Consider the following 13858-nt stretch of genomic DNA (forward strand, 5'->3'; position numbering starts at 1 on the left):
CTCCCACAAAATGGCTCCCACAGTTGTTTTGTAGTGTCGGGGAGGCTGTGCTGCACCGCGACAAATTGCCCCGATAGATAAAAGGCACGGCTCTTGCCGTGCCTTTTGCGTCGCGCTCTGAGAAAATGCCCGCACTTTTTTTCCGGATGCCGACATGACTGCCCTGAAGAACGACCGTTTCCTCCGCGCCCTGCTCAAGCAACCCGTAGACGTCACCCCCGTGTGGATGATGCGTCAGGCCGGTCGCTACCTGCCGGAATACCGCGCCAGTCGGGCCAAGGCCGGCGACTTCATGAGCCTGTGCATGAATCCCCAGTTTGCCTGCGAAGTCACGATGCAGCCGCTGGATCGTTACCCACAGCTCGACGCAGCGATTCTGTTTTCCGACATTCTCACCATTCCCGACGCCATGGGCCAGGGTCTGTACTTCGAGACAGGCGAAGGCCCGCGCTTCAAGAAAGTCGTCAGCACCCTGGCCGACATCGAAGCCCTGCCGATTCCCGATCCGCAGAAGGACCTGGGTTATGTCATGGACGCGGTCAGCACCATCCGTCGAGAACTCAACGGTCGCGTGCCGCTGATCGGCTTCTCCGGCAGCCCCTGGACCCTGGCTACCTACATGGTCGAAGGCGGCTCGTCGAAAGACTTCCGCAAGACCAAGGCGATGCTCTACGACAACCCGCAAGCCATGCACCTGTTGCTGGACAAGCTGGCCCAGTCGGTGACGTCCTATCTCAACGGGCAGATCCTGGCCGGCGCGCAAGCGGTACAGATCTTCGACACCTGGGGCGGCAACCTCTCGGCGGCGGCGTACCAGGAGTTCTCCCTGGCCTACATGCGCAAGATTGTCAGCGGCCTGATCCGCGAACATGAAGGTCGCAAAGTCCCGGTGATCCTGTTCACCAAGAACGGCGGCCTGTGGCTGGAAAGCATCGCCGATGCCGGTGCCGACGCTTTGGGCCTGGACTGGACCTGCGACATTGGCAACGCCCGCGAGCGTGTTGGCAGCAAAGTCGCGCTGCAAGGCAACATGGACCCGACCGTGCTTTACGCCAAGCCCGAGGCCATCCGCACCGAAGTCGGGCGCATCCTCGCCAGCTACGGCAAGGGCAGCGGTCATGTGTTCAACCTCGGCCATGGCATTACGCCGGAAGTCGATCCGGAACACGCCGGTGCTTTCCTGCGCGCGGTGCATGAGTTGTCGGCCCAATACCACGACTGATCGTAGCTCGCTCATCCAGCCTGTCGGGATTCGTTCCAGACAGGCTTTTTTTTGCCTGCTAATTATTCAATGAAACAAGTTGGCTATCTTTATCGGTTTGCCTGTTTTCGTTTGTTTAATAACTAACTTTGCCTGTAAGAAGTTTTTCTTCTGAGCTCGGAAAAATAGATTCAGGGATTGTTCCTTCTATTTTGAGAGATTTTCCCTACATAGCGATTGCCCAAGTTTCCATTAATGTTTCGGCGCTTGCCAGGTACAGCGCTGTGCGATCCAGTGCGCCTTCCAAGATGAAGTTTGTTAAATCTCCCAATCTCGATGAGTAGTCTGGAATTTATATGAAAACCAACTTCCACCAGCACAAGGTGCTGACGGGTTTTGCTTGCTCGTTAGTTATGCTGTCCACCGTGGGGACATCCCAGGGTGCATTTGCCCATGGTTATCTTGAAGTACCGCCCTCACGTGCCTTGTTGTGCCAGCGAGGTGAAAACAAGAACTGTGGCGGCGCGCAATATGAGCCCCAGAGCACGGGCGAAACCTTCCAGGGGTTCCCCAATGGCGCAGGCGGTGCGCCCCTCCAGGGCCCTGTCGATGGCAAGATCGCCAGCGGTGGCAACCCCTTGTTTTCCGCCCTCGATGCCCAGTCGGCCACGCGTTGGAACCTGACTGAACTCAGGGACCGCAACATCGCCTTTCAATGGCAATACACCGCTGCGCATCCGGCGACCAGGCATGAGTATTTCATTACCCGCGACGATTGGAAGCCAAACGAGCCGCTCAAGCGCGCGTCGTTCGACAGCACGCCATTCTGTACGGTAGAGGGCGCCCATCAGCTTCCGGAGGCAGGCGCCAAGCACCATTGCGTGATTCCCGACAGCAAGTCGGGCCATCACGTCCTCCTGGCGGTGTGGACGGTTGGCGACACCGATAACGCGTTCTATGACCCGGCGGATGTGAACATCCTCGCCGAAGCGGCCTTGCCGGGTGGCTGGTTACCAGTGGGCAGCATTGCGCCCGCCGCGCCGTTGCTGGTGGGCGACAAGGTCAAGGCCCGAGCCTTTTCAGCCGCTGGCGAGAATGCTGAGTACAGCGTGGAGATCGGCATCGATCACGCTGAAGAAGGTCGACCGGAAAACTGGTCGTTCAAGCTGGCCGATGCCATCAACCGGGCCCATACCCTGGTTCGTGCCGGTATCCGCGATGAGCAGGGCGACATCACCCCGATCAAAGGCATCAACAAACTGTATGCCCAGCAAGAGACCGGCGTGAGCCGGTATGAAGTGCAGTTGCAAATGCAGGAAGACCCTGACGCCAGCATGACCATCTCCTCTTTGCAGCCGGAGTATGTGCTCGACAAGGGCCGGGTCGACATGACGTTCACGGTGTCGACCAACCGCAGGATGAACCTTGAAGCCACCCTGTTCGATGAAAAGAACAAGCCGGTCGGCGTCGTAACCCAGGCAGTGGGCGAAGGCAGCAGTGGCCTGAGCATGGCGGTCCGTAGCGCGCCGGGTGCCCATACCCTGACGCTGGTGGGCACCACCGCGGACGGCAGGACCACACGCCAGGAAACCCGGCAGGTCCCCCTGACCGGTGAAGGCGCGGGGATCGAGTACGACTTCGTATTTCCCGAAGGCATCAGTGACTACGCCGCCGGTACGAAGGTATTGCAGCCGAAGACGGATGAAGTCTTCCAGTGCAAACCATTCCCCGCGTCTGGCTATTGCAAGCAATACAGCCCTTCGGCGAACGGTTACGAGCCTGGGGTCGGTGCCCATTGGCACATGGCCTGGGAAAAGCTCTAAGACATGAGGCTCAGGGCTTCAGGTCATCCTGGGGTCCTGCAAGGGTGAGCAGGCAAATGAAGGCTTTTTTCCGGGCCGACGGTGGCCTGCCGAAGGCGGTACTGGTGTCGGTGACTTTGCTCTACGGCACTTTCCTGGCGGGGCAGGAGTGGCGTTTTCGACAGGAGCTCAGGCGCGAAGTGCCGATGAGTGCGGCGCCGGTCGTGGTTCAGGGCGGCGCTGTGCTCAACGTCCAGGCGGTGGCCAGTGTGCTCGGCCTGGCCGCTCGAGAGGCCACGGCCCTCAGCGCCGAACCGATCACCCTGCAGGCCAGCTTCGTCAACGGCGCAGGATTGTCACGGGCATTGCTGGCCGATGTCACGGGGTCGCGCATTTATCAGGTCGGTGAGCGCCTGCCCGGCGGCAGCGTGTTGCGCCGGGTCGATGCGACTCATGTGGTGTTGTGGCGCAACGGACGGGAGGAGCGGGTGGCCTTGCAGCGCACGGGCGAGTCGTTCCTGCGTCGACTGTCTCCTGGAACCGGAGGGCAGCCTCCGTCTGGTTCCTCGCAATACCTACACCCGGTCGCCGGGTTATCAGAGTGATTTGAATCGATGAATAGTTTGATCCGGGGCCGTGCGTTGCACGCCCTGTTGTGTCTCGGGCTGTTTGCCGCGCGGGTGCCGTCGTGGGCGCAGGAGGCTCAATGGCAGTTGGCGATGAACAATGCGGAACTGCGCGATGTCGTCGAGGAGATGTCGGCGATTCTCGGCCAGACCGTGGTACTCGACCCGCGCGTCTCGGGACGCATCACTGTCATGTCCCGCCAGGCGCTGGATCGCGAGGGCGTGCGGCGGCTGTTCTATTCGGTGCTCGATGCGCACAACTTCACCGTGATCGACGAAGGCGAACGGATCCTGATCACGCCGGTCGCCGATGCGAGGACACGTGCCGGTCTCGACGACGCCAAGGACACCACCCCGTCCCAGTACGTCACCCGGGTTCTCGAGTTGCAATCGAGTATCGCCGCCGATATCGCCGGGTTGGTCCGGCCCCTGGTGTCGAACAATGGTTACATCGGCCCTTCGGTCTCTTCCAACGCCTTGGTGGTGACCGACACGGCCGCCAATGTGCGACGTATCGCCCAAGTGGTGCGTCAGTTGGACTCGGGGCGCAACCGCAGTCATGTCGTGCTGCGCTTGCGTCATGCCCAGGCCGTGGATATCGCGCCGGTCCTGGAAGCATCCGGCGGCAAGCGCGAGGGGGATGCGGCGGGTTCCGTGATTGCCGATCCCCGCAGCAACCACCTGGTGATCATCGGCGCGCCGGTGGTGCGCCAGCGCCTGCTCGATCTGGCCCGGGCGCTGGATGTTCCGGCGGCTGCCTTCCAGGATAACGCGCGGGTCATTCGCCTTCACCACAGCGATGCCAGGCAGCTGGCTGAGGTGCTGGAAGCCGTCGGGCAAGAGAAAAGAACCACCGCGTCCCTGGGCGGCCAGCGGGATACCGGTGTCGCCAACCCGTTCATGATCAAGGCTGACGAAAGCCAGAACGCCTTGGTGCTGATCGCCGAGCCCGCCCAGGTGCGTACCGTCGAGAGCATCGTTCGCGAACTCGATCAGCCTCGTGCCCAGGTACTGATCCACGCGGCCATCGTCGAGATTTCCGGGGATACCGCCGAAGCGCTGGGGGTGCAGTGGAGTCTTAATACCGGCAACGCCTCAGGGTTCATCAATTTTCCGGGAACCAACATTCCGATCATGGGTGGGCTGGACGCCAATGCCCTGAAAAACGAAGCGCAAGGCGCGGTCCTGCGACTCGGAGGCGACCGTTTCAGTGCGTTGGTCTCGGCATTGGCGAGCAATACCCGCAGCAATCTGCTGTCCACGCCCAGCCTGTTGACGCTGGATAACCAGGAAGCGGAAATCATCGTGGGCCAGAACGTCCCGTTCAAGACGGGCTCCTACGCCACCAACAGCAGTGGCGCGGACAACCCGTTCACCACCGTGGAGCGCAAGGATGTCGGCATCAGCCTCAGGATCAAGCCCTACATCAATGAAGGTTCCACCCTGCGCCTCGATGTCCAGCAGGAAGTCTCGGACATTGCGCCGGCTGTCTCCGGCGTGGACTCCTCGGACCTGATTACCAACAAGCGTGCCCTCAAGAGCACGATCCTGGCGGACGATGGTGAGATCATCGTGATCGGTGGCCTGATTCGCGACAGTGTCCGTACCCAGGAAAGCGGCGTGCCGGTGTTGCGCAGCATTCCCTACCTGGGCGCGCTGTTTCGCTGGACCCGTGATACCCAGACCAAAAGCAACCTGATGGTGTTCCTGCGCCCGACCATCGTGCGCAGCAAGGAAGGCCTGGCCGATGTGAGCCGTCAGCGCTACGACGCGCTTCGAGAGCTGAGCAAACCCGGTTCACGGAAAAATAATTCGCTGTTGCTGCCTCGGGACGCCCGCGAGTTGTTCGAACCGTCCGCCGACGCGCCGCTGGCCGAGCCGCGTCAACAGAATCCGGGGGCCCTGTGAGTGATCCACAGGCCCCGTTGCCCTTTGGTTTCGCCCGACGCCTGGGCGTGCTGCTGGAAGGCGAGGGCCCGACCTTGCGCCTGGTGATGCGCCGCGACACGCCGTTGACCGCGCTGGCCGAGGTTTGGCGCTGGTGTGGTCGGGAGTTGCCCATCCAGGTGCTGGAGCCGGGGCAGTTCGCTACGCGCCTGGCTTGCGTTTATCGCCAGGGCCAGAGCGCCGCCGAGCAGGTTGCCCAAGGACTGGACGAGGAGCTGGACCTGCTCAGCCTGGCCGATCAAGTGCCGCAGACCACCGACTTGCTGGAACAGCAGGGCGATGCGCCGATCATCCGGTTGATCAATGCCCTGCTCAGCGAAGCGGTTCGCGAACACGCCTCGGATGTGCATCTGGAAACGTTCGAGCAATACCTGTCGGTGCGCATGCGTATCGACGGCCAGTTGCAGGAAATGCTACGCCCGCGCCGGGAGCTGGCGAGCCTTTTGGTGTCGCGGATCAAGGTCATGGCGCGCCTGGACATCGCCGAAAAACGTGTGCCCCAGGACGGGCGCATGGCGTTGCGGCTGGCCGGGCATGAGGTCGATGTGCGGGTCTCGACCCTGCCTTCAGCCCATGGCGAGCGAGTGGTGTTGCGCCTGCTCGACAAGCAGGCCGGGCGCCTGGATCTGATCCGCCTGGGCCTACCTGATGACACCCTGGCAAACCTGCGTCGGTTGCTCGGCAAACCCCATGGCGTCGTGCTGGTGACCGGCCCCACGGGCTCGGGGAAAACCACCAGCCTGTACGCGGCGCTGAGCAGCATCAACGATCAGAGCCGAAACATCCTCACCGTCGAAGACCCGATCGAGTATCACCTGCCGGGTATCGGCCAGATGCCGGTCAATCCAAAAGTCGACATGACCTTTGCCCGTGGCTTGCGAGCGATTTTGCGTCAGGACCCGGATGTGGTGATGGTGGGCGAGATCCGCGATCGCGAGACCGCCGAAATCGCGGTGCAGGCGTCCCTGACCGGTCATCTGGTGCTCTCGACCCTGCACACCAACACTGCCGTAGGCGCGGTTACGCGACTGAGGGACATGGGCCTGGACGCCTATCTGCTGGCCTCGTCCCTGGCGGGCATTGTGGCCCAGCGCTTGTTGCGCACCTTGTGTCCATCTTGCAAGACGCCCTATGTGGCCGACGCTGCAACCTGTCGTCGCCTTGGGCTCGACGCCGACGCCGCGCCACGGTTGTTCAAGGCCCGGGGCTGCGAGCAATGCCAGAAAGGTTTTCGCGGGCGTATAGGCATCTATGAACTGGTGAGTGTCAGCACCACGTTGTCGCTACTGATTCATCAGGGCGCCCCTGAGCAGGCGCTGACCCTTGAGGCGCGCAAAACCTCCCGCAGCCTGTTTCAGGACGGGTGCCGGCGGGTTCTGGAAGGCCTGACCAGTGTCGATGAACTGCTGCGCATCACCCAGGAGGATTAGCCCCATGCCGACCTTCGACTATCGAGCAGAGAATGCCCGGGGCCGACGCTGCAAAGGCCGCGTGGAAGCCGACAACCCTCGTCATGCCCGTCAGTTGCTGCGCGAGCGCGGCTTGCTGCCCAGCGAGCTGCACGAAGTGAAGGCGCAACGAACCCTGGGCGCCCGGCCCGTTGGGGGGCGTTTGAGCCCGGCGGATCTGGCGTTGCTGACGTTGCAGCTGTCCACCTTGATTCAGGCCGGCCTGCCCCTCGAAGAGGCCCTCGGCGCCGTCGCCCAACAAAGCCAGAAGCGGCGGGTTGCCAGCCTGCTGTCGGCGGTACGCGGTCGTGTGATGGAAGGTCACGCCCTGGCCACGGCGCTGGCGGCGTTTCCCCAGGCGTTTCCCGAGCTGTTCTGCGCCACGGTTGCCGCCGGCGAACAGTCCGGCCACTTGGGCCTGGTGCTGGAGCAGTTGGCGGCTTACACCCAGGCACGCCAGGCATCGCGCCAGCGCATTCAACTGGCTTTGGTGTATCCGCTGATTCTGATGCTGGCCTGCGTCGCGATTGTCGCCTTCCTGTTGGGTTACGTGGTGCCGGATGTGGTGAAGATATTCGTCGACAGCGGCCAATCGTTGCCCTGGCTGACCGAGGCACTGATCGTCCTGAGTGACGGATTGCGACGCTATGGCTTGTCGCTGCTCGGGTTGCTGGTCGGGTTGCTCGGGTTGTGGCGCTGGAGCCTGCGCCAACCTGCGTGGCGCCTGCGCTGGCATCGTCTGTTGCTCAAGCTGCCTGTGTTGGGTGAGGTGCTGCGGGCGATGGAAGCGGCCCGATTCGCCAGCACCCTGGCGATCCTGAGCAAAAGTGCCGTGCCGCTGGTGGATGCCCTGCGCATCGCCGCGCAGGTGATCGGCAACCTGACCATCCGCGCCCGCATGGCTGACGTCGCCCGTTCGGTCCGCGAGGGCGGGACCCTGACCCGTGGCCTGGAGCTTGGCGGGGATATTCCGCCACTGATGCTGCACATGATCGCCAGCGGCGAACGGGCCGGCGAGCTCGACAGCATGTTGGCCCGGGCCGCCGAACAACAGGAGGCCAGCCTCGCGGCGCGTATCGCGCTGGTGGTGAGCCTTTTCGAACCGGCCATGCTGGTGCTGATGGGCGGCGTCGTGCTGCTGATCGTCATGGCCATTCTGCTACCGATCCTGAGCCTCAACCAATTGGTGAATTGACCCATGAAACTTCAGCACAACCGACCTGCACGCCTTCAGCGCGGCTTTACCCTGATCGAAATCATGGTGGTGGTGGTCATCATCGGCGTCCTGGGCGCCATTGTGGTGCCACAGTTCATGAGCCGGCCCGACCAAGCCAAGGCCACGGCCGCGCGAACCGATATCCAGGCGATTGCCACGGCCCTGGAGATGTACCGCCTGGACAACTATCACTATCCATCGACCCAACAGGGCCTGGAAGCGTTGAGCAAGCGCCCCTCCGGTACACCCGCGGCCAGTAACTGGAACCCCCAGGGTTATCTGAAAAACCTGCCGGTCGATCCCTGGGGCACGCCCTATCAATACCTCAACCCGGGCCTCAAATCGACCGATGGCAGCTATGACCTGTACTCCCTGGGCGCCGATGGCTTGTCGGGAGGGGAGGGGATGGCGGCCGACATAGGCAATTGGGCGCCATGAAAATGGGACGAGATTGTCGCGGATTCACCTTGCTGGAGCTGATGATTGTCATCGTCCTGATCGGAATGCTGGCGGGCATGGTCAGCCTGGCCAGCGGTCCGAGCCCGGCGCGCCAGGCCCGACAGCAGGCCGAGGATTTCATCCGCGTGGTGCAGCAACTGCGCGAACGGGCGGTGTTGGATGCCCGTGAATATGGCCTGCGCCTGCAGTCTCGCGCCTACCAGGCAGTACGGCTCGAAGACCGGGGCTGGACGGCGGTGACGTCTTTGCATCGGCTGCCGGAAAACCTGACGCTTGGGCTTGAACAAGATGGCCAGATCCTGCCGCTCGACGATGTCCGGGACACACCGCAACTGCTGATGCTCAGCAGTGACGAAATCAGTCCGTTCAGGCTGTTCATCAAGGTTACCGGACAGACCTTGTTGCAGGTGTCGAGCGATGGCGTGGCGGAGCCGTTCGTTCATGAATAGCACCGATTGCCGAGGGTTCACGCTGCTGGAAGTCATGATTGCGCTGGCGGTTTTCGCAACGATGGCGGCGGCGATGCTGTCGGCCAGCCAGTTTGTGCTCAAGCAAAGCGTCGTGCTGGAGGAACGTCTGTTCGGTGCCTGGCTGGCGGACAACCAACTGAGCGAGCTGCGCCTGCAAACGGCGCCGCCAAAGGGGCAGCAGCGTTTGAGTCGAGACCTGGGCCAGCGCAACTGGATCCTGCAGCAACATATCGTCCCGGCCCGCGATCCGCGCCTGCTCAAGGTCGAGATCCAGGTCAGCCGTGCCGGCAGTTCGTCCGTTGCCCACCGCACCACCGGATGGATTGGCAACCGTCATGAATGAACAGTCGGGTTTCACGTTACTGGAGCTGGTTATCGCCATCGCGCTGTTTGCCTTGCTCGGCCTGGCGGGTTGGCGTCTGTTCGATAGTGTCGTGCGTACACAGCAGGGAACCGGCCAGCATGAGCGCGACATCAGGGGCCTGCAGCGTGCCGTGGGGGTGATCGAGCGAGATGCCTGGCAGGCGGTCGCCGGCTCTGTCGAACTCGCGTCGGGGCGCCTGCAATTGCACCGTAGCCATTGGCGCAATCCACTCGACCTGCCGCGCAGTGAACGGCAAGTCGTGCAGTATCGACTCGAGGGGGCCGCGTTATGGCGCGACAGTCGCGGCGAAGGTACGGCTGGCCTGCAGCAGCAGAAACTGTTGGATGACGTACGCAGCCTGAGCTGGCGACTGTTCGACCCGGAACAGGGCTGGTACACCGAAACGCGGAACGAGCAATCGCCTCTGGCGTTGGAACTGGTCGTTTCGACGGGGCGTTTCGAACAGATTCGTCGAGTGCTGCTATTGCCGGGCGCCTTGCCATGACTCGACAACGCGGCGCGGCGCTGATCAGTGTGCTGCTGGTCCTCAGCCTGGCGTTGCTCCTCACCGCTGGCATGCTACGCAGTCATCGCCTGCTGTTGCAGGGCAGTGCGCAGCAGTTGCATCAGGTTCAGTTGCGTCAACTGGGGCTGGCCGGTGAAGCCTGGGCCCAGAGCGTCCTGCAAGACAGTGCCAACGCGCCATCGGGGCAGGTGGACTTGAGCCAGGAGTGGGCACGGCAAGAGCCGGCGTTCGAAGAAGAGGCCGATATCCGCGTCGAGATCCAAGACCTCTCCGGGCGCCTGAACCTCAACGCATTGACCACCCAGGGACAGATCGATCAGCTCACGCTGGACCGCTGGCCGCGATTGCTGGCCTTACTGGATCTGCCCGAACTGTCCTTGCCCCAGGTCGGATTGATACAGGAGTTGAGTCAGTTGCGCCTGTTGCCGGGCATGGACGGCCAGACACTGCGGCGCCTGGAACCCTGGGTGGCGGTACTGCCCCGGGACGCTCGGCTGAACGTCAATACCGCGCCGCGACTGTTGTTGATGACCCTGGACGGTATGGAACAGGCGTCGGCCGATGCGCTGATCAACCAGCGTCCTCACACGCCGTACCACAGTGTGCCGGCATTCACGAATGACCCTTTGCTGGCCGGCCTGGGCATCCGCGGCCATGGGCTGGGCGTGAGCAGCCGCTGGTTCCGGATCAGGGTGGACGTGGCCTTCGCAGACCGTCACCTGCGGCTGGTCTCGGACATCGAGCGCCACCCTGATACCGGTCGCTGGACTGTGCTTCAACGTCGTTTCCAACCCCTGCTTCCCAGCGAGTTCCATTGATGAAAACCTGGCTTTACCTCACCGTCGAAGGCATGGACGCCCTCAGTCCAGACTGGCCGTGCTGTGTCTGGTCGGTCGCGGCCGAGCGCCGCTGCCTGCCCCTGCACGAAGCTGCCCAGGCGTTGCGCGGGCGAGTCGTCGACGTGCTGCTGCCGATGGAGATGTGCAGTTGGTTCCAAAGCGATCCATGGCCTTCCCGACGCCAGCCAAAACCCCAGGCACTCGCGTTCGCCATCGAAGAACAGCTGAGCGAGAACCTGGAAACGTTGCACATCTGTGCCAGTGTTCGAGACCGTCGGCAGCGTTACGCGGTGATGGTGACTCAACGGGCCAGGTTTCAGGCGCTGCTGGCGTTGCTCGCGGCGCAGCAAGTGGATATGCGCGCCATGCATGTCGATGCCGATCTGTTGCCCAATGATGCGGCCTTTGGCGTGCGCTGGTTTGGTCGCTGGTTGCTGGGTGGCGCCCTCGCGGCACGCCTGTCGCTGTCGGCCCGGGCCCTTGCCACGCTCAAGCCTGACCTGCCCGAGGACATCCATTGGCTGGACGAGGAGCGGGACCGCCCGGGTATCGATGAGTGGTTGCTGGCCGCTGATGGGCATCCCATCGACTTGTTGCAGGGGGAGTTCCGTCAACGCCGACAGCGTCTGCCATGGCGGGGCATGGCGGCTGGTGCGTTGGGATTATGCTTGCTGACCTGGGGCGCCAGCGAAGCTCGCATCGGATTTCTTGAACACGAAGCCCGGATTTTTCAGGTCCAGAGCGAGCAGCGATTCCGGTTGCTGTATCCCGATCAAGAACGGATTGTCGACCTGGCGGCGCAGCTCCAGGCGTTGCAGAGTCGTCGCGAGCAAAGACGGGAGACTCGGGTCGCGCGTCTGGTCCAACTGACGGAACAGGTCATCGGCGCCAGCGACGTCGAAGTACTGCGCATCGATTTTCGGATCGATGACGGCTGGAAAATCCGACTGTCCGCCAACAGCTTCGTCGAGCTGGAGCAACTGCGCGAACGTGGGCTTAAAAGCGGACTGCCCCTCACCCTGGTCAACGCCAGCAAGCAGAGCGATCGGGTTCAGGCCACCCTCGCACTGGAGAGCAATTGATGGGTTTCAAGGAATGGCAGCGCTGCAAACAGGTCTGGGAAAGTATGTCGCACCGTGAGCAACGGTTGCTGACGGGGCTTGTCGGACTTGTGTTGGTCATTGTGAGTTACACCTCGATCTGGCAGCCCACCCGACATCGGCTCGACCTGGCCGAGCGTCAGTATTGGCAGCAGGCCGAACTCGCTGCCCGGATCCAGCGCCTGGAGCCCACCAGCGCTACGACCGCCACGAGCTCTTTGTCCGTCAGGATCAACGACAGTGCGACGGCAGCGGGGCTGGAGCTGGCGGAGCTGGAGATCGACGGTGATTCGTTGCGGCTTGCCGTCAGTGGCGATGCCAATCGACTGCTCGACTGGCTGGACCGGCACGAGCGGGACGGCGCCACCTTGCAGGTGCTGAGCCTGGAAGTGCGCAACGGTGTCCTGGACGCCCGGATGGTGTTGGGGCAATGACTTGAACGGCGGGCCAGCGCCTGAACAGTGTCCGCTCAAACCTGAGCGTTGCCCGGCAACAACGGCAACTTCGCCAGTTTCACCGCCACCAGCAACGCCACCACCAGCAAGCCGCCAATGAACAGGCCGACACCGTTCCATCCGCCCAGATGCCAGGCTACCCCGCCAGCCGTACCTGCGACGCTGGAGCCGGCGTAGTAGCTGAACAGGTACAACGACGAGGCCTGTCCCTTGGCTTTGATTGCGCGGCGGCCGATCCAGCTGCTGGCGACCGAGTGCGCGCCGAAGAAGCCGAAGGTGAACACCAGCATGCCCAGGATCACCAGCCACAGCGGCGTGGTCATGGTCAGCGCAAGACCGGCCAGCATCAGCGCGATAGTCGCCCAGAGCATTTTGCGACGGCCGTGTTTGTCGGCCAGTGCGCCGACTTTCGCCGAGCTGTAGATACCCGACAGGTAGACCACCGAGAGCAACCCGACGAAGGCCTGGTCCAAGTGATAAGGCCCGGCCAGCAGGCGATAGCCGATGTAGTTGAACAGCGTCACGAAGGCGCCCATCAATACGAAGGCTTCGAGAAACAACAGCGGCAACCCGGCGTCGCGAAAGTGCATGGTGAAACCGTCCAGCAAGCTGCGCGGATGCAGCGAGCGAGGGCGAAAATTGCGCGACTCGGGAAGCATCCTCCAGAACACCGCCGCCGCAATCACGGCCAAGCCACCGACCACCAGCATCGCGACATGCCAGCTGACGAAGTCAATCAGTACCCCGGCGATCAAACGGCCGCTCATGCCTCCGATAGCATTGCCGGCGATATACAGGCCCATCGCCAGACCAATGTGCTTGGGATGGATTTCTTCGCCCAGATAAGTCATCGCCACCGCCGCCACGCCGCTGAGCGACAGCCCCACCAGAGCGCGTAGTACCAGCACACCCTGCCAGGTCGGCATCATCGCGCTGGCGATGGTGCACAACGCTGCGGCAAACAGTGCCGCAACCATCACTGACTTGCGGCCGATGCGATCGGAAATCGGGCCGGTGATCAGCAGCCCGACGGCGAGCAGGCCGGTCGCCACCGACAGGATCAGACTGCTCTGGGCGGCATTGATGGAAAACTCTTCGGAGAGCAGCGGCATCATCGGTTGCACGCAATACAACAGGGCGAAGGTCGCAAAACCGCCACAAAACAACGCCAGCACCGTGCGCATGAACAACGGCGTGCCTTTTTCGATGTAGATGTCTTTGCGTCCGGGGATGCCATCATCGGCAAGCGGTGGAATTTCATGGGCCAGTGGGGCGACAGCAGTTTTCACGATGGACCTCGCAGGAGCACGGCCAGGCAGGCAATGGAAAAAGCATATAGGCGGTTAATGTTTGTATCCAATATATTGTTCGACCTGTTTAAGAGTTTTTACGACCTACTGGATGA

The 13858-nt window shown here is 62.4% G+C and carries 14 protein-coding genes; 13 read left to right on the plus strand and 1 reads right to left on the minus strand.

Going from position 1 to position 13858, the window contains the following annotated elements:
* Nucleotides 1-154: 154 nt before the first annotated feature.
* The 13 genes from hemE (at nucleotide 155) to HU811_RS04010 (ending at nucleotide 12432) form a co-directional block, all read left to right on the plus strand.
* A complete protein-coding gene (gene hemE, locus HU811_RS03950; RefSeq protein WP_092395540.1) occupies nucleotides 155-1222 on the plus strand; it encodes a uroporphyrinogen decarboxylase in 1068 nt (355 codons plus the stop codon).
* A gap of 335 nt (nucleotides 1223-1557) precedes the next feature.
* A complete protein-coding gene (gbpA, locus tag HU811_RS03955; RefSeq protein ID WP_186654103.1) occupies nucleotides 1558-3024 on the plus strand; it encodes an N-acetylglucosamine-binding protein GbpA in 1467 nt (488 codons plus the stop codon).
* Nucleotides 3025-3080: 56 nt separating this feature from the next.
* Nucleotides 3081-3608 (plus strand): type II secretion system protein N, encoded by a 528-nt coding sequence (locus HU811_RS03960; RefSeq protein ID WP_186654106.1) that lies wholly within the window; start codon nucleotides 3081-3083, stop codon nucleotides 3606-3608.
* Nucleotides 3609-3617: 9 nt separating this feature from the next.
* A complete protein-coding gene (gspD, locus tag HU811_RS03965) occupies nucleotides 3618-5537 on the plus strand; it encodes a type II secretion system secretin GspD (protein WP_186654109.1) in 1920 nt (639 codons plus the stop codon).
* A complete protein-coding gene (gene gspE, locus HU811_RS03970) occupies nucleotides 5534-7006 on the plus strand; it encodes a type II secretion system ATPase GspE (protein ID WP_186654112.1) in 1473 nt (490 codons plus the stop codon). The genes gspD and gspE overlap by 4 nt, the downstream gene beginning before the upstream one ends.
* Before the next feature lie 4 nt (nucleotides 7007-7010).
* Entirely contained in the window at nucleotides 7011-8219 is a 1209-nt protein-coding gene (gene gspF, locus HU811_RS03975; protein ID WP_186654115.1) for a type II secretion system inner membrane protein GspF, read from the plus strand.
* A gap of 3 nt (nucleotides 8220-8222) precedes the next feature.
* The gene (gene gspG, locus HU811_RS03980) at nucleotides 8223-8678 is read left to right on the plus strand and encodes a type II secretion system major pseudopilin GspG (protein ID WP_186654118.1); all 456 of its coding nucleotides are present in this window, start codon (nucleotides 8223-8225) and stop codon (nucleotides 8676-8678) included.
* The gene (gspH, locus tag HU811_RS03985) at nucleotides 8675-9148 is read left to right on the plus strand and encodes a type II secretion system minor pseudopilin GspH (protein WP_367616226.1); all 474 of its coding nucleotides are present in this window, start codon (nucleotides 8675-8677) and stop codon (nucleotides 9146-9148) included. Before gspG ends, gspH begins: the two co-directional genes overlap by 4 nt.
* Nucleotides 9141-9512: a type II secretion system minor pseudopilin GspI gene (gene gspI, locus HU811_RS03990; protein ID WP_186654119.1), complete on the plus strand. Its 372-nt coding sequence runs from the start codon at nucleotides 9141-9143 to the stop codon at nucleotides 9510-9512. Before gspH ends, gspI begins: the two co-directional genes overlap by 8 nt.
* The gene (locus HU811_RS03995; RefSeq protein ID WP_186654121.1) at nucleotides 9505-10038 is read left to right on the plus strand and encodes a type II secretion system protein GspJ; all 534 of its coding nucleotides are present in this window, start codon (nucleotides 9505-9507) and stop codon (nucleotides 10036-10038) included. The genes gspI and HU811_RS03995 overlap by 8 nt, the downstream gene beginning before the upstream one ends.
* Complete coding sequence (locus HU811_RS04000; RefSeq protein ID WP_186654123.1) at nucleotides 10035-10877, plus strand: type II secretion system protein GspK; 843 nt, start codon at nucleotides 10035-10037, stop codon at nucleotides 10875-10877. The genes HU811_RS03995 and HU811_RS04000 overlap by 4 nt, the downstream gene beginning before the upstream one ends.
* On the plus strand, nucleotides 10877-11980 hold the full coding sequence (gspL, locus tag HU811_RS04005; RefSeq protein ID WP_186654125.1) for a type II secretion system protein GspL: 1104 nt from the start codon (nucleotides 10877-10879) through the stop codon (nucleotides 11978-11980). Before HU811_RS04000 ends, gspL begins: the two co-directional genes overlap by 1 nt.
* On the plus strand, nucleotides 11980-12432 hold the full coding sequence (locus tag HU811_RS04010) for a type II secretion system protein M (protein ID WP_186654126.1): 453 nt from the start codon (nucleotides 11980-11982) through the stop codon (nucleotides 12430-12432). The genes gspL and HU811_RS04010 overlap by 1 nt, the downstream gene beginning before the upstream one ends.
* A gap of 35 nt (nucleotides 12433-12467) precedes the next feature.
* Here the strand turns inward: HU811_RS04010 and HU811_RS04015 are convergent, their stop codons facing one another.
* Nucleotides 12468-13742: an MFS transporter gene (locus HU811_RS04015; RefSeq protein WP_186654128.1), complete on the minus strand. Its 1275-nt coding sequence runs from the start codon at nucleotides 13740-13742 to the stop codon at nucleotides 12468-12470.
* Nucleotides 13743-13858: the final 116 nt, after the last annotated feature.

The organism is Pseudomonas tehranensis, from assembly GCF_014268615.1.
GTDB lineage: Bacteria > Pseudomonadota > Gammaproteobacteria > Pseudomonadales > Pseudomonadaceae > Aquipseudomonas > Aquipseudomonas tehranensis.

Excerpts from the sequence above, each read along its gene's own strand:
- HU811_RS03995 (WP_186654121.1), top strand. The coding sequence starts at position 9,505 with ATGAATGAACAGTCGGGTTTCACGTTACTGGAGCTGGTTATCGCCATC.
- hemE (WP_092395540.1), top strand. The coding sequence starts at position 155 with ATGACTGCCCTGAAGAACGACCGTTTCCTCCGCGCCCTGCTCAAGCAA.
- gbpA (WP_186654103.1), top strand. The coding sequence starts at position 1,558 with ATGAAAACCAACTTCCACCAGCACAAGGTGCTGACGGGTTTTGCTTGC.
- gspI (WP_186654119.1), top strand. The coding sequence starts at position 9,141 with ATGAATAGCACCGATTGCCGAGGGTTCACGCTGCTGGAAGTCATGATT.
- HU811_RS03960 (WP_186654106.1), top strand. The coding sequence starts at position 3,081 with ATGAAGGCTTTTTTCCGGGCCGACGGTGGCCTGCCGAAGGCGGTACTG.
- HU811_RS04010 (WP_186654126.1), top strand. The coding sequence starts at position 11,980 with ATGGGTTTCAAGGAATGGCAGCGCTGCAAACAGGTCTGGGAAAGTATG.
- gspD (WP_186654109.1), top strand. The coding sequence starts at position 3,618 with ATGAATAGTTTGATCCGGGGCCGTGCGTTGCACGCCCTGTTGTGTCTC.
- gspL (WP_186654125.1), top strand. The coding sequence starts at position 10,877 with ATGAAAACCTGGCTTTACCTCACCGTCGAAGGCATGGACGCCCTCAGT.
- gspH (WP_367616226.1), top strand. The coding sequence starts at position 8,675 with ATGAAAATGGGACGAGATTGTCGCGGATTCACCTTGCTGGAGCTGATG.
- HU811_RS04000 (WP_186654123.1), top strand. The coding sequence starts at position 10,035 with ATGACTCGACAACGCGGCGCGGCGCTGATCAGTGTGCTGCTGGTCCTC.
- gspF (WP_186654115.1), top strand. The coding sequence starts at position 7,011 with ATGCCGACCTTCGACTATCGAGCAGAGAATGCCCGGGGCCGACGCTGC.
- gspG (WP_186654118.1), top strand. The coding sequence starts at position 8,223 with ATGAAACTTCAGCACAACCGACCTGCACGCCTTCAGCGCGGCTTTACC.